Below are 18,948 nucleotides of genomic sequence, written 5' to 3'. Positions count from 1 at the left end.
AGTTACGCACGGAAATTCCCCAATATCAGATGATAGCTTGATGTTAGAGAGGAATGGCGATCGCTCAAGAATTTTTTACCTTTCGTCTGGGTTATTGGTTGATACACCCATTTTTGCTGTTAGTGTGGTAAAGAAGCGATCGCAGTATGGCGAAGCCTTGCGTACTTTGTCTACGTCTAACAATTCTAAAAGCTTCGGAGCGTGTCTTGTTTTATGATATTTGCCCTTTTCTGTCTGGCGAGTAGCTGCGTTAAGCCATACTTTGAGAGTAGCTTTAGAAACTTTCTCTACGTTTTGTAACTGCTTGATTCCACGCTGAATTTTATCTTCTTTAAATTTTTTACCATAAAACTCTCTTAGAGCATCAATATCAGCAATAAACCATGCTTCCATTGTTTGCACCATTAGGTGGCACTGCTCATCTTCAAAATCCACAGCATCTAAAATCCAAGGGTGATCTTCTGTTCTATTTCTCAGATGTTCCCAAGGTGTAACAGTGGAATTAACTGGAGATTCAGCATCAATTAATAAAACATTGAAAGCTTCTGGCTGAGACTCTAAAGCCGTTTTAAAATCTTCATAAGCATCACCCCGTGAGCCACACATAACGAGAAATATATGAATGTTTTCACCAGCCATATCATATAGTTTTTGAAAAAATTTTCTAAAACCTGGGCGTAATCCAGTTGTGGTTTCTTTTCCACTGATGATACCGCTACGAAAACCTTGCCGTTGTCTAGGTAGCAGTTCAATATCATCTTCATCTCCAGCACCCTCAATGTAAATGTATATGTTCATTACCAACGATTTCCACCAATTTGCCCCATGCGCCAGAGATCACCAAGGGTATACTTTTTTAACCATTTTTCCAATCTCTCAGGTTCTTGACGGTGGAGGTGGCTACCTTTTTGATCTCGGTCACAAACTATTACTGATTGGGGACATTGAGTTAAAGCAGAAACTAAAGCATCAGAATGAGTTGTAACTATTAATTGTGTTCTCTGTGATGCTTCGATTAGCATTTCCGCAATAGTGGATAAAATATCTGGATGTAAACCAATCTCTGGTTCTTCAATACAAATAAGTGGTGGTGGAGTGGGGTCAAGTAGTAAAGCCATTAAAAATAAATAACGGAGTGTACCATCAGATAAACGATTTGCAGGAATTGGTTGAATAAGACCTTCTTCACGAATAAATATCTGTACTGTACCGCCATATATTCTTACACTCAGTTCTTCGGCTGCCTCATAAAATTTTTTCAGTTTTTCAATAATTCTTCTATTACCTATTTGGTGTTGTAAGTTGTTTAACATTAAACCTAAATTACTTCCATCTTCTAGTAGAGGATGTTCGGGTAAGTCAGTTTTTTGAGCATTCCTTGGTTCTGAATATCGCCCCATCTGCCAGTGACGATATAAACCGATATTAGAAAATTGTGTGCTGAGATAAGAAAGTTCTGGATACAGGTCGGGATCTTTTCTTTGAGATAAAACTGACTGATCTGGAATTAAATCTTCTCGACGAAGAGAGCGTTTGAATGGTTCTCCATCGTTATCTATTTTGTTGATATTTAAAACTGGACGACCACTTTGGTAACGATAGTAAAAATAGACATCGCTTTCACCTTGATAATAGCTTTGTTCATTCTCTACAGCTTCGTCTACTAGCTCTAGTCTTTGACCAATCGAAGTCAAGTTAACATAATAGCGCAATTTCTGGAGTCTTTGAGGGTAATTTAAAGTAACTTCTATTTTAGCTACTGGATTTTCTTGTCCACCCTTCCACAGAAACTCGCTAATACCTCCCCCTTGACGAAATGGGGCGGGTAAGTCTGTTGGTGTCGCCCGTAAAATTCCAATTGCTTCAATTAAATTCGATTTACCCGAAGTGTTAGCCCCAATTAAGACATTAAGCGGTTGCAGTTCAATTTCTTCACCCTCACTTCCATAAGAAAGGAAGTTTTCTAATCGCAAGGTATGGATAAAATTTTTATGTTCCATTATATTTGCCTATTTAGCTAATCATAGTTGCTAGGAATAACTATGCACGGAATTAGGATAATATCTGATGGTAGCGTGATGTTATATGGAAATTGCGAGCGCTCAAGGATATTTTACCCTTCGTTATATTACAGCGTTCTTCAAGTAAATGAGGTATACAGGTAGGGGCACAACATTGTTGTGCCCTTACAATAATCTGTACAGAGGCGCTTATTGCCATCTGCTGTAGCTGTCTACCACGGGCTACGCCTACGCCAAAAGCCTAGAAAATATCAGTGTTAATGCTTAATAATATAGACGGGTTTTTGTAAGATTTTTTGAAGCATTAAAGTATGACATTTAGAAGTGCGGAATGTCGGCTACATATTCCAAAAATTTCGTTGTTAACCCAGACCTGCTACTGCCCCAAATGCCCATTCCATATTGCAAATCTCCGTTCTCCCATTTTTTTGTGCCGAAATTTTATTTCGGACAGGTCTATTGAAAACTATATTACTGGATTCCAAACCAACCGCCAGTATCACCACCAGCCCAACCTCCAGAGCGTGCAGCAGGAAATGTCTGATTGCAAAGAGTTTTGAATTCTTGAGCGGCACTAATATCTTTACCTTCATAACCCTTGGGTTGAAATATCCGCCCAATGTATCCACCTTGTAATCGGATTTGACCCATTACATAAATTCCACCACCAACAGAATAAATACTTCCTTCTTGATTGTGAGAATAACAAGCAATATAACCACCATCTGGCAATGTGTACTTGTTAACGGTGGGCAAAATTTTCTCTATATATCCAGGCGCTGGCCAGTTGATAACACCCCCTTGGGCGCTAACATATACCCTAAAGTCTTCTGGCAAAAGATAGTCTGTCACTTGAGATACTAAAACAGCAGGAGCAGTACTAGTTGTCTGAGCTTGAGCTACAGTAGACCGTACTAGTGGAAAACATAATACTGTTGTAGTAAACAAAGTTAAAGTAGATGCAATAAACTGTTTTTTTCATTAGCTTTAAGTCCTTTTGTGACACTATAAATCTCCACAATACTCGTATTCTGCGGTAAAACAAGATCATGAGAAGTTATTAATCGCGTCTCTACTCCTAACTTCTTCACTTGCCGTAGTAAACCCTAGCATTCCGGTATCCTATATTTCGCAGATATTTATTCCATTCCTCAGCTTGGAATCGATCAGAAAAAGGCCCTACTGCTACGTGTGGTCCTCGTGGTTGCGTCCTTTCGAGGACTGCGCCAGATCGTCCTAAATCTTGGCTAAATCGGGCTAGATTCTGCCTAATTTGGGCTGCGATCGCAGGTAACTGTTCTGAAGTGGTCGGAATGGCGACATAATATCTAGAGACTGGCCTAGTAGCACTTATATTATTGCGATTATTGCGATCGCCTACAAAGTCTCTACTACCTACACCTATTTCCTGTCCGTTAGCGAAGCTGATAATCCGGGCGCTATATATACCTCGTGACTGTAGCTCACTGACTCGTTGTTGGGCGTTAGATACTTTGTTAAAAACTCCTGACTGAATTACATTCCGTCCTTGATACTGGCGAATGTAAGCACTGGGTTCAATCCGACGTATTTGTTGTAGCGTCTGCAAATCACTACCATCAACATAAACTAAGTAGCGCTCAAAGTTCTGGTTATATTGACTAAACTGTGCAGGTTGAGAGGGCTGAAAATTCTGCTCTAATTGATTGTTTTGTAATGGTTGGGAGGGCTGAAAATTCTGCTCTAATTGATTGTCCTGTACTGGTTGTAATTGTGGTGATGGCTGTTGACCAAAGGGAATTATTGGCGGTGGCGGTAAAATTTCACCTCCTTGTTGAGCTAGTAGCACGTTGCTGTTGTGGATTTGTGCTTGTGCTGGGGTAGAGTCGGGAATCAGCACTAACCATCCTCCCACTAACAAGGGCAGAAGTCTGTAGATGCTTCTGCGGCTGAAAGCTGGGTAGGTCGAAAGCCGATCCTCAAAACTTGGGCGCAGCATCTGAAATAGCATAAATTGACTTGGTATTCCTCTCAACATAGGAGTTAGAAAGTAATCAAAATATTTTTAGGTAATTTCCATCAGGAACTAATTAGTTCACCGTTGTAGCAACTATATAGCGTTAACGTCAAATTAGCTCATCTGCGTGGCAAAAAATACATCTGACTCAATTTTGGATTTTGGGTTTTGGATTGACGCCATAGATGTCCCTTGCGTGTTCCCGCTCTTTAGGCAGTTGTTCCGAACAGACCTTTTTGAATTTTGAATTGCTTATATGTCGTGTTTTGTATGAAAAAAGTCGTCGTTGGTCTTTCTGGTGGCGTTGACAGTTCCACCGCCACAGCAATTACTCTACTATAACTAGTTGTTAGATATCCTATTCTGATTGGGAACACTATGAATGAGCTTACTGACTCGCAATGATTGGTTGAACGAGAAAAGTTTGCTCCGTTAATTCCAGAAAAGATAGGAGTACATTTATGGTGTCATGGCTTACAGCAGCACAGTGGAGATGCGTTCAAACTTTCACGGGACATCAAGGATTGCAGTCTGGTGTGAACTCTGTTGCTTTTAGCTCTGATGGACATTTGTTAGCTAGTGGCAGCGACGATAAGACAGTTAAGTTGTGGGATTTGCAAGCAATGCGTGAGATCCAGACACTCACTGGTCATAGAGGCCCTGTTCGCCAAGTCGCATTCCACAACAAGGGTGATGTTCTTGCCAGTGCTTCTTTCGACAGAACTATCAATCTGTGGGAAGTGACAAGTGGCAGAAAAATTAAAACGCTTTTTGGCCTCCTTTATTCCAAGAAGATTTTCAAGCCTGGATACATGGCCCCGTAATACCTGCGTTGTACCAGAAGTATAAGGTTTTTGGATGGCAACCAATTTTAGAGGATGCTAACCCGGAATTACCCCAAGAGGTTCAAGAGTTTCTAGATGAGGTTGCACAAGAGTACTTTGCCTGCGATGCTTATGAACTAGAGCAGATGACTCATGCCGAAGCACCCTGGAATTTGGCTAGAGCAAATCTACCACCTGATGCACCTTCCAACGAAGTTATTCAGAAACAGTGGATGAAGCAGTACTACGGATCTCGTGCCGAAGAAAAGGATTAAGAAGACTGAGGTTGCCAAAGACGGCACATCAGGTATTAAACCAACAAAGCTGAAGCCACCTCAAGGCATCAGCTTTTCGTTTAAATATTATCAGGACAGTAACAGCAAGTTTTCTTGTAGCGAAAAAGAAGTAATCTACTGGCTGACCTGGCTTTATCGGTTAAAAGCTCTATCTAGCCTAACGGCTCAAGAGTTGTTAGTGAATCGTAGCAGTACCCTCAGATGTCATCCCATCAAGTGGGAAGATACCAGCGAGAGCGGATTTGGTTTGCCGAATGAAGAACAATTAGTTGACATACCATATCAGTTTTCCATCTCCTCAAATGAACATGTAGAGTTCATGGGTTCTTTATTAACGAGATTTTCTATATTATTTGGCTAGACCCAGATCATTTGCTGTACCCTGCAAAAAATTAAGGAATCATCGCCACCTTAATTACCTGACGCGCTTTTATCTCATCAAACAACTGTTTTAAATCTTTTAACGATCGCTGTTTGGTCGTTAGGCTGCTTGAGGTTATCGGTGAAGCGGTATTTCCAGTATCTCATGCGATCGCTAGTTCAAGCGTCAAAGAGTTACAAACTGTCCACCGAATAAGTTGATTGTTGCATCAGGATGGATCTTTAAGCGGACATAATGTAAAACCGTGTCCTATTTGGGGCGAATAAGACACGGTTTTACAGGAGTATTTTCTTATAAAATTACAAGAATCAAAGTAAAATTTGATTTATACCAAAGTAATCCATTTATTGAGATTTGTTTCCTGGTTGATTAACTTTCTCTGTTGTGGGAAAGATTTGGCGATCGTAGTTTGTCTTTTCCTGAGTCAGAGCGATCGCACTAAAGAAAATAGCACTTCCTACAGCCAGAGCGATCATCGGACGCTTAAGCAGGACAAAATCTCTGACAATCCTCGCTAAAGGTCGGCTTTGACGACGTAGCGCCGAAGAAATCATCAATTGTCTCCAAGTAAACGGATCGCGCACATAATGACCGCTTTGGCAAACTACTAGCCGTTCCTGGCAATAGGGACAACAAAACAAGCCCATGCGCGTTTTAACTGGTTTGGGCGTACCATTTCTTTGGCAAATTGGGCAAGTAACATAATGATTATCAAAAGTGTGTATATTCATTTACCTCGTCCGCCTAGTCCATTTACTCGCTCTATAACAATAGATATATTGAATTGGGATCAATGTATGCTCTGACATCAGCCATAAACCATACATATATTGTATTACTACCAAGGATGGCTCAATGGTCGCAACACGAGTATAGCTAGATTTAGGCAAGAATGACTCCTAGTTAATGTTTGCGGGTACGTCCACCCAGCCCACAAAAACTCTGTTGTCTTTAGAAAGAATAGTGTTGGCGCCCACTCGCACCCCACTAGCGCTCGTTGATCCTTAAATAATAATTGTCTCTCATTTAACCATTCTCTCCACAAAAATTTTGCACAATGACATTTTTTACTAAAGCTTTATAAATCAAGCAAATAAAGTCTACTTGTCTGGTTGCTAAATAATGGCTCACAATGAGAAGTAACAGATGAAAATTTAAATTTTTTCTTACATTTACCCCGGCTCTCAATGACTCTCTTGCCTCCCACTCAACTGAGGAAGGTAACGGAACAACCTGCCTTTCCTACACCTTCTGCTCGTTTAGCTCACCTAATTAATCGTTTTCAACCATCCCCAGAAACCGTTGTGCTGTTTTTAGCCATGCTCATTGGCGGTGGTACTGGTATGGGTGTAGTCACCTTTCACTATTTAATCCAACTGATTCACCAGCTGATGCTGGAAAATTTAATGGGTCAAATCGGCGTCTGGGGTGCTTGGACTTTAGCTTGCGTTCCCACCCTTGGCGGATTAATCGTTGGCTTGATGCGCTGGCGCACTCAAGACTTTGGGCCGGAACTTTCATCTTTAATCGCCGCCTCTCAGGGAACAGAGATTAGGCGACCACTACGACCAGTTACGAAGATGTTGGCCGCATCTGTTTCTTTAGGGAGTGGTGCCTCTTTGGGACCAGAAGGACCGAGTGTAGAAATTGGCGCAAATTTTGGGATGTTGTTCTCTGTAATCCTGAATGTATCTCAAGAACGACAACGTTTGCTGTTGGGTGCTGGCGCGGCGGCTGGACTTGCGGCTGGATTTAATGCTCCCATCGCTGGAGTGTTTTTTGCCCTAGAGGTAGTGATGGGAGCTACATCTTTCGCTACTTCTGCTGTGAGTGTGGTGCTGCTAGCGGCGGTGGTAGCAGCATTAATTGCCCAAATTGGTTTGGGGGCACAACCTGCTTTTGATTTACCTGCTTACCAAGTCCGCAGTCCGTTGGAATTACCCCTTTATCTTGGCTTGGGTTTAGGGGCTAGCCTAGTTTCTCTGGCTTATACTCAATCAATTCGGGGAGCAAAAGCCTGCTTTGCTGGTAAGGTTCCCGGTTTTGCTTTTTTGGGACGAATTCCTGAGCCGATTCATCCAATTCTTGGCGGTGTAATCATTGGCGCAGTTGCTTTGCACTTTCCGCAAATTCTGGGCGTCGGTTATGAAACTGTCGAAGCAATGCTTCAGGATGTGGAGTTTCCCCTCTACTTGTTGGTGGTGCTGTTGGTGGTGAAGTTATTGATGACTGCAATTAGTGCGGGTAGTGGTTTCATTGGCGGTTTGTTTGCACCAGCCATGTTTTTAGGTGCTTCTTTTGGATCAGCTTACGCCAAAATTTTGGCTGTGGTATTCCCGGCAATTTGTGATCAGATGGCGGCTCCTCCAGCTTACGCAATGGTAGGAATGGCAGCAGTGCTGGCTGCTAGTGTCAGAGCGCCGTTAACGGCTATTTTAATGCTGTTTGAATTAACCCGCGACTATCGCATTGTTTTACCGTTGATGGCAGCTGTGGGTTTGAGTGTTTGGCTAGTGGAAAGGATTAAACCAACTTTTAACTCTAACTCTAATCTACAACAAATTGGTCTTTCGGAATTGAAAGATGAACAAGCGGAAATTGTGCAGCAAATTTTGGTAGAAGATGCGATGTATCCCTGTCCAAAAAAGCTACCTGCAACCCTTGGGGTATTAGATGCAGCTGTGGAAATGACACGCGATCGCGCCCGCAGTGCTTTAGTAATTGATCAAACAGAGCAATTAGTTGGTATACTTTCTCTGGAAGATATTAACCGTGCCCTTGCTCTTTGGCAAACTTACCCAAATTCACTAACTGAAATTCCAGATAATTTATCCAGTCAAACCCTGATAGACATTTGTACTACTGAAATCCTCTACGCATGGCAGGATGAACTATTATCTGAAGCTTTAGACCGAATGAATCTTCGAGGTTTGCATCAATTGCCAGTGGTAGCACGAGACAAACCCGATCGCATTTTGGGTTTACTAGAAAGAGAGCAAATTGCCTTCACCTGCAATTTAGCAGTTACGCGCAAGGCACTTCGCCACTATTTACCAGTCTTACCCACCACAGATATAGTTATTAGTCATTAGTCATTGGTCATTGGTTTTCACGAAGGACAAATGACAATTGACTAATGACCATTTATTAAACCGTGGCTTCTATGGCTTCATCATCTTCCCGATCTTCTGGATCTACCTGTCTCAGACGAATGTGCTTTTTGCCTAAAGTGATCAGAAACTCATCTCCTGGTTTAAGGTTCATCTGTTTTGTGTAAGCTGAACCTATAAGTAAGTTACCATTCGATTGCACACTAATTCTATAGCTAGCACTACGACCACCACGCCCATTAGCGCTGGGTGTACTGTCTAACTGAATGCCTTCGGCATCAATTAGGGCATTTAAGAACTTCATCATATTGACGCGCTCTATACCGTTTTTGGTAATGGTATAGTAGCCGCACTTTTTGGCTTTGTCTTCTTTGCTCTCACTCTCTAGCTCTTTGACTTTTTTGAGCAGTTCATCACCGAGTAGGGGTTCAATTTTTTTCAATTTAGGCATCAACTTAGGTCGAAAATGAATGTTTGAAGTGTTGGAATCGATTTTATTTTAGCTAAGGTTGAGCTAATAGGAACATAATCCTTTAGTTTTTATCTCAACCTAGCCAAGTATATTACACTCATCGGCACAATTGTTATGTGATTAACAATATTTCCAAGACAATCTATTTTAGAGAATGCTGGCAATGCTGATAACTATATATATAGATATAGTTTGTGAATCACTGCTAGACTATAACAAGTTTTAAGTTTTCTAAACTAACGCTCAAAAGATTGTCTCGTTGCTGAGGATGATAACTGAGTCACAGAATGATAAGCAAAACTGATCCTTAGTCATTGGTCATTAATCATTGGTTATTTACAAAGGACAGAGGACAAACAACAAAGCTTGCCAAAATGAAACTAACTACCAGAGGACACTATAGTGTAAAGGCGTTGCTAGATTTAAGTTTACAGCCAAGATATGGCCCTGTATCTGTGAGAGCGATCGCTAAACGCCAAAATATTCCAGCTCCTTACCTCGAAAAACTACTAATAGAAATGCGTCGTGCGTCAATAGTTAAATCAATTCGTGGTAGCATCGGCGGATACCAATTGGCAAGAGAGCCTGCACAAATATCTATAGGACAAATTTTAGAAGCAGTTGGCGAGACTAGCCATTTACCCCATCACACCCCAGCTCCTGCACAAGCTGAAGATTGGGTAACATTTAGCCTCTGGCAGAGACTCAACCAAAAGCTGAAAGAAGCTTTGTATAGTATTACTCTGGCAGACCTTTATTATGATGCTCGTAGTTGGCAAGCTTCTCTTGGGGAAGAAGCTAGTTTTGTAGTTTAGTCAATCAATTTTGGATTTTGGATTTTGGATTTTGGATTTGTTCTGCCCACTAGGGATGGGGCATGAACCCAAAAAGTCTAAAATCTAACATTGGCACGGTCAATCAAAAATCTCATATCTAAAATCCACAATTGGTTGACTCTTGACTCGTAACTTATGACTAATAGCATCTATATCTTAATCATTGCGGCACTTTTAGATTATTTAATTGGCGATCCTTGGGATTGGCCTCATCCAGTGCAAGTTATGGGGTGGGTAATTTCTCTCCTAACCAAATTTTTTCTCCAATTGTGTCAAAATTCTTTAACACAACGCCTAGCTGGAATTCTACTAGGCATTATCCTAATAATTGGTAGCGGTCTTGTTGGCTTTTTGATTATTCAAATTGCCAGATGGGTTCATCCGTTGTTAGGAATTGCAATAGATAGCATTCTTTTGGCTAGTTGTTTTGCTGGGAGAAGTTTGCGAACAGCAGCAGTGGCTGTTTTACAACCTTTAATAGTGGGAGATTTGGAGAAGGCTCGTCAGATTTTAAGTAATTACGTTGGTCGAGATACCCAAAACCTTTCACAAACAGAAATTTTGCGAGCCGTTTTAGAAACGGTTGCAGAAAATGCCACTGATGGGGTAATGGCTCCGCTTTTTTATGCAATTGTTGGCGTCTTTGTGCCAGTTGTGGGGCCAACTCCCTTGGCTTTAGCATATAAAGCCAGTAGTACCCTTGATTCAATGGTGGGCTACCGGGAAGCACCCTATACTTATTTGGGATGGTTTTGTGCGCGGTTGGAAGATTGTTTGACTTGGCTACCTTGTCGGTTAACAGTCGTGACTCTGGCGCTGCTATCAGGTAAACCGATGCACCTTTGGCGAATTTGTCATCGGGATGCAATTAACGATCCTAGTCCCAATTCTGGCTGGAGTGAGTGCGCTTATGCTGCTTTTTTGGGTGTGCAGCTGGGGGGTACAAATTGGTATCGCGGGGTAGCTAAGTACAAACCACTGCTAGGAGATGCTATTTATCCGATTACTGCAACTTCTATACAGAATGCTTTGCAGCTGACTCGATATTGTTTTTTGCTATGGTTAGGGATAGCGATCGCTATATTCTTACAGCTATTTTCAGGTAAATAGACCACGCAGTAAAGGCACAGCAATGCTCATTGGTGTCAACTTAAGCAAAAAGGAGGCAGAAGATGTAATCTCAGAATATCTGATTTAATGTGATTAGTGATACATCATGAGTAGAAAACGTCTAGCGCGAAAAGGCAACCCAGACCTGCGTCAACAAAAACATCTGCCAGCGCCGCCCATTGAAGAAATCGAGAAAGAAATATTTTCATTGCTATCTCCAGTGAGCTTTAAACTTTTTCCCAAGCTGTTCTCCGTGGTGATGCCAGTGACGCTGTTGCTTATCTTGTGGAACATCAAAAGCTCTTTGGATTAGTCAAAACTAGGCGTAAGCGTCACCGAGAGATTGACGCTTACACCCAGCAAATTTGGGCAAAATCCTCTTTAGTTGACACCAATGAGCAATGCTGTACCCCTATGACAGATGTGGTTCAAATACTTGAATTCTGCTGTAATTAGGATATAGCAACATTCTTGAGGATGGTCATCGGCCCTTGGGCTTTGAGAATCTCCATTTCTGCTGCATTCCGCACTAGCAAAGCACCAGCGAATCCTAATGAATTCACAGAGATAGACTGAAAATGCTCCTGCGATCGCGGTATAATCAACATCCATTCTCGTGTCGCTAACAGATTGTAAGCACCAGATTGCCTTGCATCTAAACCCACAGCATGTCGCAAGGTGCGATAAGCTTCTAGTGTTGATTGGGCTGCTGCGAATGGCGATTGCATCCAATTGGAATTTAGTGGTGCGAAAGCGTGTATAAAAGGAAGTTTTGCTAAAGTTGCGTGGGCTTTGCCCATCGTTTGCGTAGCCGACGCACCAGAAAATATTAAGTCCTGAAATTGTGCTGATGTTAGCAGAGGTTCAATAGGTATCTGCGGCCCTGAAGGTGCAAGTGGTAATGGCACTAATTGCAAGTGCTTGTGTCGCTGACTGGCACCTGCGGTTTTGCCACTGTTGTAAAATGCTAAACCATCGAAATCAGCTAGACATGCCCACATAGCCGTAAAATCTTCCAGGGTGAGTAAGCTTTCCTGTTCCTCGAAGCCACGGGTGATAATTAGCAGATGATAATCAACAACATTGAATTTATTCAAAATACATACATGGGTATCAGAGATATCCGCCACAAATAAATCCTCTTCGTAGGGTAAGAAAGGATTAAATTCTTGACTAGACATAGCAGATTGTTTTTCCTGCTTCTCCTTGGCAGCTTTTTTGCGATTCAGGTTAGACAAAATCCGTACTAAAAAGCGCACGTTATCCTGTTGGACAAATTCAAATTCCGTTGGTATTGACAGCAACGCCCCGCATTGCAAAGCATATTCCGTCTGCTCTTTGACACTTGTCCATAAAGTACCAGGCTTAAGTAGGATTTTCCCCTGTGCCATTTTTATTCCTTCAGGCATGGTGAAATATTTTAACAGTTTTAGTTTCTTGTCGCTGACCAGTACCACGCTGTTCAGTAATTTATCCAGGCTATGGGAAAATAACTTGTGTAATAAAGCAAACATTTCACAGTAACGCAATACCTCTGCAACAAAACTGTCATAAATTATATCTACATTAGTAATACATCTAAATATCCTTCCAGAGAGCAATGCAAAACCAATCTCGCGATGGAGAACACCCATCAAATAGCATTTTATCCAACACTGCTGATGCCAAATACCATAATCGAGCACCCTGGAAAAAGGCTGCCGCCTCTCTATCGCTAGTGCTGCTGGGATCGGGTATGACATTGGCAGGCGGCTATATGGCTGGACATTCTCAGCAGGTGTCTGAAAATGCATCTAATTTGGCAGTGAGTCGAGTAAATGCCGCTCCTCCATTAGCAGCCGGTACAGATCCTAACTTTGTTATCCAGGTGGTGCAAAAGGTTGGGCCAGCCGTGGTGCGGATTGACTCTTCCCGAACTGTAAAAACTCAGATACCAGATGAATTTAACGATCCATTTTTCCAACGCTTCTTTGGCTCTCAAATACCACAACAACAGAATCGGGTAGAACGAGGTACTGGTTCAGGTTTTATTATTAGTGCTGATGGTCGTATTCTCACCAATGCTCACGTAGTCGATGGTGCTGATACAGTAACAGTAACACTCAAGGATGGGCGTAGCTTTAAAGGTAAGGTGTTAGGAAAAGATGATTTGACCGATGTTGCTGTCGTCAAGATTCAGGCAGACAATCTACCGTTAGTAACCTTGGGTAACTCAGATAAACTGCAACCGGGAGAATGGGCGATCGCGATCGGCAACCCCCTTGGACTAGATAATACAGTAACTACCGGAATCATCAGTGCTACTGGACGCAGTAGCAATCAAATCGGTGCTCCCGATAAGCGAGTAGAGTATATTCAAACCGACGCAGCGATTAATCCCGGTAACTCCGGCGGTCCGTTGCTAAATTACCGTGGCGAGGTAATTGCCATGAATACAGCCATTATCCAAGGGGCACAAGGATTAGGTTTTGCTATTCCCATCAACACAGCACAACACATTTCCAGTCAACTAATAGCTACGGGCAAAGTAGAACATCCTTATCTGGGAATTCAGATGGTAGGGTTAACGCCTCAGCTAAAACAAAATATCAACTCAGATCCCAATAGCGGTTTGAGTGTGAATGAAGATAAAGGTGTATTAGTTGTGAAAGTTGTGCCAAATTCACCAGCTGCTAAAGCCGGAATACGTGCTGGTGATGTGATCGAAAAGCTTGGCGGTCAAGCAGTCACAGATGCCAGCAGTGTCCAAAAGGTAGTAGAAAATAGCCAAGTCGGGAGCGATTTACGTATGGAATTACGTCGCAATGGGCAGAATCTTAACATAGCTGTGCAACCTGGTGCTTTCCCCACACAAGTACAATAAGCGCCGTGGTCAGCCGTTTTCAGGCGGTTTTTGAGTAGCAAATGAGTAGTGTTAAAAATCTGGAGCTTCTGACCAAATTCAAGAAAACAAAAAAAGCTGAAAATAAAGCCGTCCTACTAATGACAGGAGGGCTTTATTTATTGGTATACATTTAGCACGGGCGATCATCGGGTCTACGTGCATCATCGATAAGCATGAAACAAATACGGGGATTTTTCTGATGTCTCTCACTTAGAGATTCCCCGTATTTGTAATCTGTGAGTTCGACAAACCTCTTCGTGCCTTCAACCTCCTGCCTTCTGAAGTCGGATTTGCCAGCAGCATCGTTCTTACCTGCCGGGGACTACTTTTCAATACCGAGTGTAGTATCTAAAATTTATAAATTTTGTCAAAGTAAATTTTACAATTGTCCGAAATATCCTTCATACTTTAAAACAGTAATCCTACGTAAAATTTAAGGAAGGGATGCCAATGACATCTCTATTACAGCGACTAAGTGCAGAACGAAATCGCAGATTCGTGGGACGTGGGCGGGAACTGGAGATATTTCTTGATGCGATCGCATCAAGAGAATTACCTTTTCACATTTTGCATATCTTTGGCCCTGGCGGTGTGGGCAAGACAACCCTCATGCAGCAGTTTTTGCGGTTTTGTGAACGGTCAAAAGTATCAACTATCTACGTAGAAGGACGTAATATAGAAGCTGCGCCAGAATCTTTTGTTAGCACGTTGCGTTCGTTGATGGGATTGAATGAATCAGATTCTCCTTTGCATGTGCTAGCTCAAAGACAAGAACGTAATGTAATTTTAATTGATACCTATGAAGCTATTACCCAGCTAGATGAATGGTTGCGAGAAGTATTCTTACCCCATTTGTCTGTTAATACCTTAATTGTGATTGCTGGACGCAATCCCCCCTCATCTGGTTGGTGTAGCGATCCAGGTTGGCAAGCTTTGATGCACACCTTGCCCCTACGCAACCTTACCCCAGAAGAAAGTCAAACTTATCTTATCACACGAGACATTCCCACCACGCAACACCAGGCGATTCTAGAATTTACCCACGGACATCCTCTAGCATTATCTTTGGTTGCTGAGGTGTTTGCTCAGGCAAAAGAAATCTCTTTTCAAGCAGAATCTGCTCCCAATGTTGTTAAAACACTATTGTCAAGATTCATAAAAGAAGTACCAACGCCCCTACATCGTATGGCTTTAGAAGCTTGTGCGGTGATCCGGCTGACTACCGAAGCCGCACTAAATCAAATATTGACTGTGCCTCAAAATACTTTGGCTGGTGAAGCTCACTCTTTAGGGGAAATACTTGATGTTCACGATTTATTTGAGTGGTTGCGCGGACTGTCGTTTATCGAATCAGGGCAATTGGGTTTATTTCCCCACGATTTAGCACGCGAAGTTTTAATTGCTGACTTGCGTTGGCGTAATTCGGAATTCTACACTGAATTACACCGCCGAGCGCGTCAATATTATACTAAACGACTAGGACAAACCCAAGGGCAAGAAAAGCATCGAGTGCTACTTGATTATATCTTTTTGCATCGAGATAACTCGGCGATTCGATCCTGTTTCACCTGGGGTGAGCAAAGTAGTTTATTGACGGACTCACTACGGGAAACTGACAAAACCGCACTGCTGGGAATGGTGGCACAATACGAAGGCGAAGAATCAGCAAAAATAGCAGATCACTGGTTGAAGCGACAACCACAGAATGTAGTAGTATTTCGTGACTTGCACTCCAAACCTGCGGGATTTGCAATGATGGTGGCATTGCACACAGCAACTGTTGAAGATTTGAGTGCAGATCCGGGCGCTCTTGCATCTTGGCAATATCTCCAAACCCATGCACCATTACGCCCTAGCGAAGGCGCAACTATTTTCCGCTTCTGGATGGCGCGGGACACCTATCAAGCTGTTTCCCCCACCCAAAGTCTAATTTTCATTAATTTTGTGCAGTATTTTCAGAAAACACCAGGGTTAGCATACACCTTTCTGCCTTGTGCCCAAGCAGATAGTTGGACAGCAATGTTAAACTACTTCGACTTAACACGACTTTCTGAAACTGATTTTACAGTTGGGGGAAGACACTATGGTGTGTATGGGCATGACTGGCGAATTGTCTCACCTGCCGCATGGAAGGAAATTTTGGCACGAAAAGAGGTTACAACTGCCGGAGAATCTGTAGACAATACTTCAGTTGGTGAACCTCTGTTAGTTCTTAGTCAGCCAGAATTTGTGGAGGCGGTGCAGAATGCGTTACGTAACTTTAGTTGTCCTGATGTATTACAGAATAATCCCTTAGTGCGATCGCGAAGCGTGGAAGAACAAGTTGCCACAAAAGCAAGTATGAGCGAGACTCCAAAGAACACGCAATTCTCCGAGAAGCCGGACTCTGGGCACTTACGCGATGCCTGCGGTGGGCAAAGCCAACGCGTTAACGTTTTACAAAATCTGGTGAAACAAGCAGTTGAATCCTTACAATCATCCCCGCGTGATCAAAAACTCTACCGCGCTGTTTATCGAACTTATTTAAATCCCGCCCCCACGCAAGAACAAGCAGCTGAGTTACTAGATTTGCCTTTCAGTACCTATCGCCGTCATTTAAAAGCTGGGATCACGAGAGTTACAGATATTTTATGGCAAAGAGAAATTCAGTAGACGTTTTTAATTTAAAAACCAAGACGATAGTCATCATGTATCAGGTATAATGACCGACGATACAACGGCTGGCAAGCCCCTAAATTCTATTTATAGGGGCAATACGAACAGGCGATTTTAATCGCAGTCAAGTTTCTTTCTGATTTACTTTCACTTGTCCGCAATGAACAAGCGATCGCCTCTATAATTTACTTCTCGGATAAGATCGGTCCCACTAGCGCTAGCACTTCCTCCCTTGTGGCGAAACCATCGAAAGCTTCGGTACTAAATGGAATCGGAGTGGGACTACCAAAACGATCTTCATTGTAGATGACTTCACTGGAATATCTAATCCACGGTCGGACGTTTGCGCCATAAAAAGTCTGCCGCAGATATCGAATTCCGGCAGCATGTCGGGCTTCGACACTGTGAATTTCTAAAGCTGCGGCTAATACAGTTTTTCCAGATTCGCCAGCAGCCAGTAAGTTCTGTACCTGTCCTTTATAAGCTGCTACTCCCGTGTCTTCAACGTACTGTAGAGCTAGTAAAAAGTCTTGTGGTTTCGCAAATGGGTCACGTTGAAGTATGGCATCGTAGTTGGGATTAACTGGGATAGTAATTCTATCTGGGTTGCCTCCCAAAGATTTTAATACACTTGATAGGTCAACAACGTGCTGAGCCTCATCTTCTCCATAGGAAGTGAGCGCGTTTTTAGCTGCATTCGGGAGACTACTTAATCCACCTTTTTGAGTTGCAATAATCGCACGGCGATAAAAATCAGCTTCTAGTTTTTCTAAGGTCAGGGCGTATTCAACAACTTCCTTGGGTGTAAGCACTCTCTCCACAGCATAGGCTGCTGTTGCAGGGATAAAGAGCAGAGATACAAAGAGTAGAGACAGGATCAGAGTTATACCCCAAGCTCTTGCTACTAGACAACGAAATCTGCTATTCAGGCTGGTAACTGTTTGTGTCATCAATTCTACAAGGGTTTTCATCTTCGAGAGACTCCTTACTTTAGGCGACGAGCGCCCCGTTAATTGGGTTGTTCAATATTTTCAGAGAGTTGACAATCGCGATAATTTGTTTAGGCGTGTATAATTCATCGTAAGCACGTCCCTTAACAGGATTGAGTTTGGAAACTAGATTCGCGTCACTCACTGCACGTTCTACATCTAATTCAGTAGTGGGTCGCTTTAGGAGCGCACGTACACCTGCTGTATGGCGTGCTTCAACAGACACGATGGAGCCAGCAGCAAGTAAGTATGTGGGGTTTTTCAAACTTGTTCCCGCCCCATTGTAAGCATGAACACCTGTGTCTTCCAGAGCTACAGCAGTGTTCAAGATGGTATCACGATCCTTCAAAATAGCATTTAACCCTATCCAGTTAAAGCTGAGGTCTTTCGTTTTAAATGTAGCATTTGCACCTAGCACCTGGCGGAGAAAAGTTACATGTGAGGCTTCATGAGAACCTATAGATTTCAAATAGTCAAACTCTTTAGGGTCTGTAATTTTGCCAGATCTAAGAGCAAGTAAATAGAATGCTGCCTCCAGTTCTTCTAACAACAGAGCAAAGTTAAGAATGCCGATGTCATTAGCACCAAATCTAAGAGTTTTGAGAGAGCCAATAGTTTGTGCCGTTAGTTTCTGAGGTAATGTCGTTAAAGCTGCTGCGCCAAAGCTACAAAGACCCCATTTTAACAAAGCGCGTCGCGAGGTGGAAAATAACTTCCTGTTCATATTGATGTCTCCTAAAAAAGTCAGCTTTTATTTGCCTACTCACTGATAGCTGAAGATTGATTGCACATGTCGCAGTTACAGCTATTTTTAGGTAAATAGACCACGCGGTATGGGCGCAAGGCATTGCGCCACTACGACAGATGTGGTTCAAATACATGAAAACTGCTGCAATTACTGCGCCTATTCGTAGCAGGATAAAATAAACACTCAGAGGTTTTATAATCAATAACTAGACAAAGCTTGTAAGGCTATGAACTTAGACTTGCTTGCTTTTTTGATTTCTCGGCAGAGTAGCTAGAGCCAAAAGACCCAACCCTAATACACCCACTCCAGAAGTATTTTCTGGAACTGGTTGAGCACTAGTTTGAACTCCAGTGAGGGTGATAGTATAACTCCCACCGTTCAATCTGAGTCCGTCAAATTCTCTAAGTGGAGATCCACCACCAGCAACAGTTGGTCCATAGACTCCCACTCCATCAAAAGAGACATCAGGGAAACGCGGGAAAATTTCTCCTTTAACACTAACAGGATGGTAATCAAAGCCAGAAATCGCCAAGTATAGCAACCGCCAAGGTACTTAGGACGTAAAATGTAAGACGTGCTCAATGGCATCTCGTAAACAATCAAACTGCGCTAGTTTTTTGCGGAT

At 42.5% G+C, this 18,948-nt stretch carries 19 protein-coding genes and 1 pseudogene; 10 read left to right on the top strand and 10 right to left on the bottom strand.

What is annotated here, in order from left to right; all coding sequences use genetic code 11:
* Positions 1 to 75: 75 nt before the first annotated feature.
* From V7K36_RS22965 to V7K36_RS22950, 4 genes are all read right to left on the bottom strand, one after another.
* Positions 76 to 798: a DUF4276 family protein gene (locus tag V7K36_RS22965; RefSeq protein ID WP_335119600.1), complete on the bottom strand. Its 723-nt coding sequence runs from the start codon at positions 796 to 798 to the stop codon at positions 76 to 78.
* Positions 798 to 2,000 (bottom strand): AAA family ATPase, encoded by a 1,203-nt coding sequence (locus V7K36_RS22960; RefSeq protein WP_335119599.1) that lies wholly within the window; start codon positions 1,998 to 2,000, stop codon positions 798 to 800. The genes V7K36_RS22965 and V7K36_RS22960 overlap by 1 nt, the downstream gene beginning before the upstream one ends.
* Positions 2,001 to 2,492: 492 nt before the next feature.
* Positions 2,493 to 2,969 (bottom strand): hypothetical protein, encoded by a 477-nt coding sequence (locus V7K36_RS22955; protein WP_335119597.1) that lies wholly within the window; start codon positions 2,967 to 2,969, stop codon positions 2,493 to 2,495.
* Positions 2,970 to 3,108: 139 nt separating this feature from the next.
* Positions 3,109 to 4,011: a hypothetical protein gene (locus V7K36_RS22950; RefSeq protein ID WP_335119595.1), complete on the bottom strand. Its 903-nt coding sequence runs from the start codon at positions 4,009 to 4,011 to the stop codon at positions 3,109 to 3,111.
* A gap of 276 nt (positions 4,012 to 4,287) precedes the next feature.
* On the opposite strand from V7K36_RS22950, the gene V7K36_RS34260 reads away from it, so the two are divergent.
* The 4 genes from V7K36_RS34260 to V7K36_RS22935 all read left to right on the top strand — a co-directional run bounded on the left by V7K36_RS34260 (position 4,288) and on the right by V7K36_RS22935 (position 5,498).
* On the top strand, positions 4,288 to 4,359 hold the full coding sequence (locus V7K36_RS34260; RefSeq protein ID WP_442948504.1) for a hypothetical protein: 72 nt from the start codon (positions 4,288 to 4,290) through the stop codon (positions 4,357 to 4,359).
* A 119-nt stretch (positions 4,360 to 4,478) separates the two neighbouring features.
* Positions 4,479 to 4,841 (top strand): WD40 repeat domain-containing protein, encoded by a 363-nt coding sequence (locus V7K36_RS22945; RefSeq protein ID WP_335119593.1) that lies wholly within the window; start codon positions 4,479 to 4,481, stop codon positions 4,839 to 4,841.
* Positions 4,842 to 4,849: 8 nt separating this feature from the next.
* Entirely contained in the window at positions 4,850 to 5,116 is a 267-nt protein-coding gene (locus tag V7K36_RS22940) for a Panacea domain-containing protein (protein WP_335119591.1), read from the top strand.
* Positions 5,097 to 5,498 carry a hypothetical protein gene (locus tag V7K36_RS22935; protein ID WP_335119588.1) on the top strand — a complete coding sequence of 134 codons (402 nt, stop codon included), beginning with the start codon at positions 5,097 to 5,099 and terminating at the stop codon, positions 5,496 to 5,498. Before V7K36_RS22940 ends, V7K36_RS22935 begins: the two co-directional genes overlap by 20 nt.
* A 365-nt stretch (positions 5,499 to 5,863) precedes the next feature.
* Here the strand turns inward: V7K36_RS22935 and V7K36_RS22930 are convergent, their stop codons facing one another.
* A complete protein-coding gene (locus V7K36_RS22930) occupies positions 5,864 to 6,250 on the bottom strand; it encodes a hypothetical protein (protein ID WP_335119586.1) in 387 nt (128 codons plus the stop codon).
* A 456-nt stretch (positions 6,251 to 6,706) separates the two neighbouring features.
* Between V7K36_RS22930 and V7K36_RS22925 the strand changes: the two genes are divergently transcribed.
* Positions 6,707 to 8,611, top strand: a complete 1,905-nt coding sequence (locus V7K36_RS22925) for a chloride channel protein (protein WP_335119584.1) — start codon at positions 6,707 to 6,709, stop codon at positions 8,609 to 8,611.
* A 55-nt stretch (positions 8,612 to 8,666) separates the two neighbouring features.
* Here the strand turns inward: V7K36_RS22925 and V7K36_RS22920 are convergent, their stop codons facing one another.
* Positions 8,667 to 9,080, bottom strand: a complete 414-nt coding sequence (locus tag V7K36_RS22920) for an AbrB family transcriptional regulator (protein WP_335119582.1) — start codon at positions 9,078 to 9,080, stop codon at positions 8,667 to 8,669.
* A gap of 395 nt (positions 9,081 to 9,475) precedes the next feature.
* Here V7K36_RS22920 and V7K36_RS22915 point away from each other — a divergent pair, with 395 nt between their 5' ends.
* The 3 genes and pseudogenes from V7K36_RS22915 to V7K36_RS22905 form a co-directional block, all read left to right on the top strand.
* A complete protein-coding gene (locus V7K36_RS22915; protein ID WP_335119580.1) occupies positions 9,476 to 9,916 on the top strand; it encodes an Rrf2 family transcriptional regulator in 441 nt (146 codons plus the stop codon).
* Positions 9,917 to 10,072: 156 nt separating this feature from the next.
* Positions 10,073 to 11,047, top strand: a complete 975-nt coding sequence (gene cbiB / locus V7K36_RS22910) for an adenosylcobinamide-phosphate synthase CbiB (RefSeq protein ID WP_335119579.1) — start codon at positions 10,073 to 10,075, stop codon at positions 11,045 to 11,047.
* Positions 11,048 to 11,281: 234 nt separating this feature from the next.
* Positions 11,282 to 11,428: pseudogene (locus tag V7K36_RS22905) on the top strand (IS4 family transposase); the annotation flags it as partial.
* Positions 11,429 to 11,499: 71 nt separating this feature from the next.
* Here the strand turns inward: V7K36_RS22905 and V7K36_RS22900 are convergent.
* A complete protein-coding gene (locus tag V7K36_RS22900) occupies positions 11,500 to 12,438 on the bottom strand; it encodes an ATP adenylyltransferase family protein (protein ID WP_335119664.1) in 939 nt (312 codons plus the stop codon).
* 209 nt (positions 12,439 to 12,647) lie between these two features.
* Between V7K36_RS22900 and V7K36_RS22895 the strand changes: the two genes are divergently transcribed.
* A complete protein-coding gene (locus V7K36_RS22895) occupies positions 12,648 to 13,910 on the top strand; it encodes an HhoA/HhoB/HtrA family serine endopeptidase (protein ID WP_335119577.1) in 1,263 nt (420 codons plus the stop codon).
* 471 nt (positions 13,911 to 14,381) lie between these two features.
* The gene (locus V7K36_RS22890; RefSeq protein WP_335119575.1) at positions 14,382 to 16,583 is read left to right on the top strand and encodes an ATP-binding protein; all 2,202 of its coding nucleotides are present in this window, start codon (positions 14,382 to 14,384) and stop codon (positions 16,581 to 16,583) included.
* Positions 16,584 to 16,771: 188 nt separating this feature from the next.
* On the opposite strand, the gene V7K36_RS22885 is transcribed toward V7K36_RS22890, so the two are convergent.
* From V7K36_RS22885 to V7K36_RS22875, 3 genes are all read right to left on the bottom strand, one after another.
* Positions 16,772 to 17,557 (bottom strand): ferritin-like domain-containing protein, encoded by a 786-nt coding sequence (locus V7K36_RS22885; protein ID WP_335119573.1) that lies wholly within the window; start codon positions 17,555 to 17,557, stop codon positions 16,772 to 16,774.
* Positions 17,558 to 17,576: 19 nt separating this feature from the next.
* Positions 17,577 to 18,299, bottom strand: a complete 723-nt coding sequence (locus V7K36_RS22880; RefSeq protein ID WP_335119571.1) for a ferritin-like domain-containing protein — start codon at positions 18,297 to 18,299, stop codon at positions 17,577 to 17,579.
* 256 nt (positions 18,300 to 18,555) lie between these two features.
* Entirely contained in the window at positions 18,556 to 18,855 is a 300-nt protein-coding gene (locus V7K36_RS22875) for a hypothetical protein (RefSeq protein ID WP_335119569.1), read from the bottom strand.
* Positions 18,856 to 18,948: the final 93 nt, after the last annotated feature.

This window comes from Nostoc sp. (assembly GCF_036919555.1).
Classification (GTDB): Bacteria; Cyanobacteriota; Cyanobacteriia; order Cyanobacteriales; family Nostocaceae; genus Nostoc.
Note: the sequence above shows the minus strand (reverse complement) of the source record. Positions and strands in the feature narration are given on the sequence as shown.

What these genes read in the sequence shown, in the direction of transcription:
- V7K36_RS22915 (WP_335119580.1), top strand. Translation starts at nt 9,476, where the DNA reads ATGAAACTAACTACCAGAGGACACTATAGTGTAAAGGCGTTGCTAGAT.
- V7K36_RS22895 (WP_335119577.1), top strand. Translation starts at nt 12,648, where the DNA reads ATGCAAAACCAATCTCGCGATGGAGAACACCCATCAAATAGCATTTTA.
- V7K36_RS22880 (WP_335119571.1), bottom strand. Translation starts at nt 18,299, where the DNA reads ATGAACAGGAAGTTATTTTCCACCTCGCGACGCGCTTTGTTAAAATGG.
- V7K36_RS22945 (WP_335119593.1), top strand. Translation starts at nt 4,479, where the DNA reads ATGGTGTCATGGCTTACAGCAGCACAGTGGAGATGCGTTCAAACTTTC.
- V7K36_RS22965 (WP_335119600.1), bottom strand. Translation starts at nt 798, where the DNA reads ATGAACATATACATTTACATTGAGGGTGCTGGAGATGAAGATGATATT.
- V7K36_RS22950 (WP_335119595.1), bottom strand. Translation starts at nt 4,011, where the DNA reads ATGCTATTTCAGATGCTGCGCCCAAGTTTTGAGGATCGGCTTTCGACC.
- V7K36_RS22930 (WP_335119586.1), bottom strand. Translation starts at nt 6,250, where the DNA reads ATGAATATACACACTTTTGATAATCATTATGTTACTTGCCCAATTTGC.
- V7K36_RS22900 (WP_335119664.1), bottom strand. Translation starts at nt 12,438, where the DNA reads ATGGCACAGGGGAAAATCCTACTTAAGCCTGGTACTTTATGGACAAGT.
- V7K36_RS22920 (WP_335119582.1), bottom strand. Translation starts at nt 9,080, where the DNA reads ATGCCTAAATTGAAAAAAATTGAACCCCTACTCGGTGATGAACTGCTC.
- cbiB (WP_335119579.1), top strand. Translation starts at nt 10,073, where the DNA reads ATGACTAATAGCATCTATATCTTAATCATTGCGGCACTTTTAGATTAT.
- V7K36_RS22960 (WP_335119599.1), bottom strand. Translation starts at nt 2,000, where the DNA reads ATGGAACATAAAAATTTTATCCATACCTTGCGATTAGAAAACTTCCTT.
- V7K36_RS22890 (WP_335119575.1), top strand. Translation starts at nt 14,382, where the DNA reads ATGACATCTCTATTACAGCGACTAAGTGCAGAACGAAATCGCAGATTC.
- V7K36_RS22885 (WP_335119573.1), bottom strand. Translation starts at nt 17,557, where the DNA reads ATGAAAACCCTTGTAGAATTGATGACACAAACAGTTACCAGCCTGAAT.
- V7K36_RS22925 (WP_335119584.1), top strand. Translation starts at nt 6,707, where the DNA reads ATGACTCTCTTGCCTCCCACTCAACTGAGGAAGGTAACGGAACAACCT.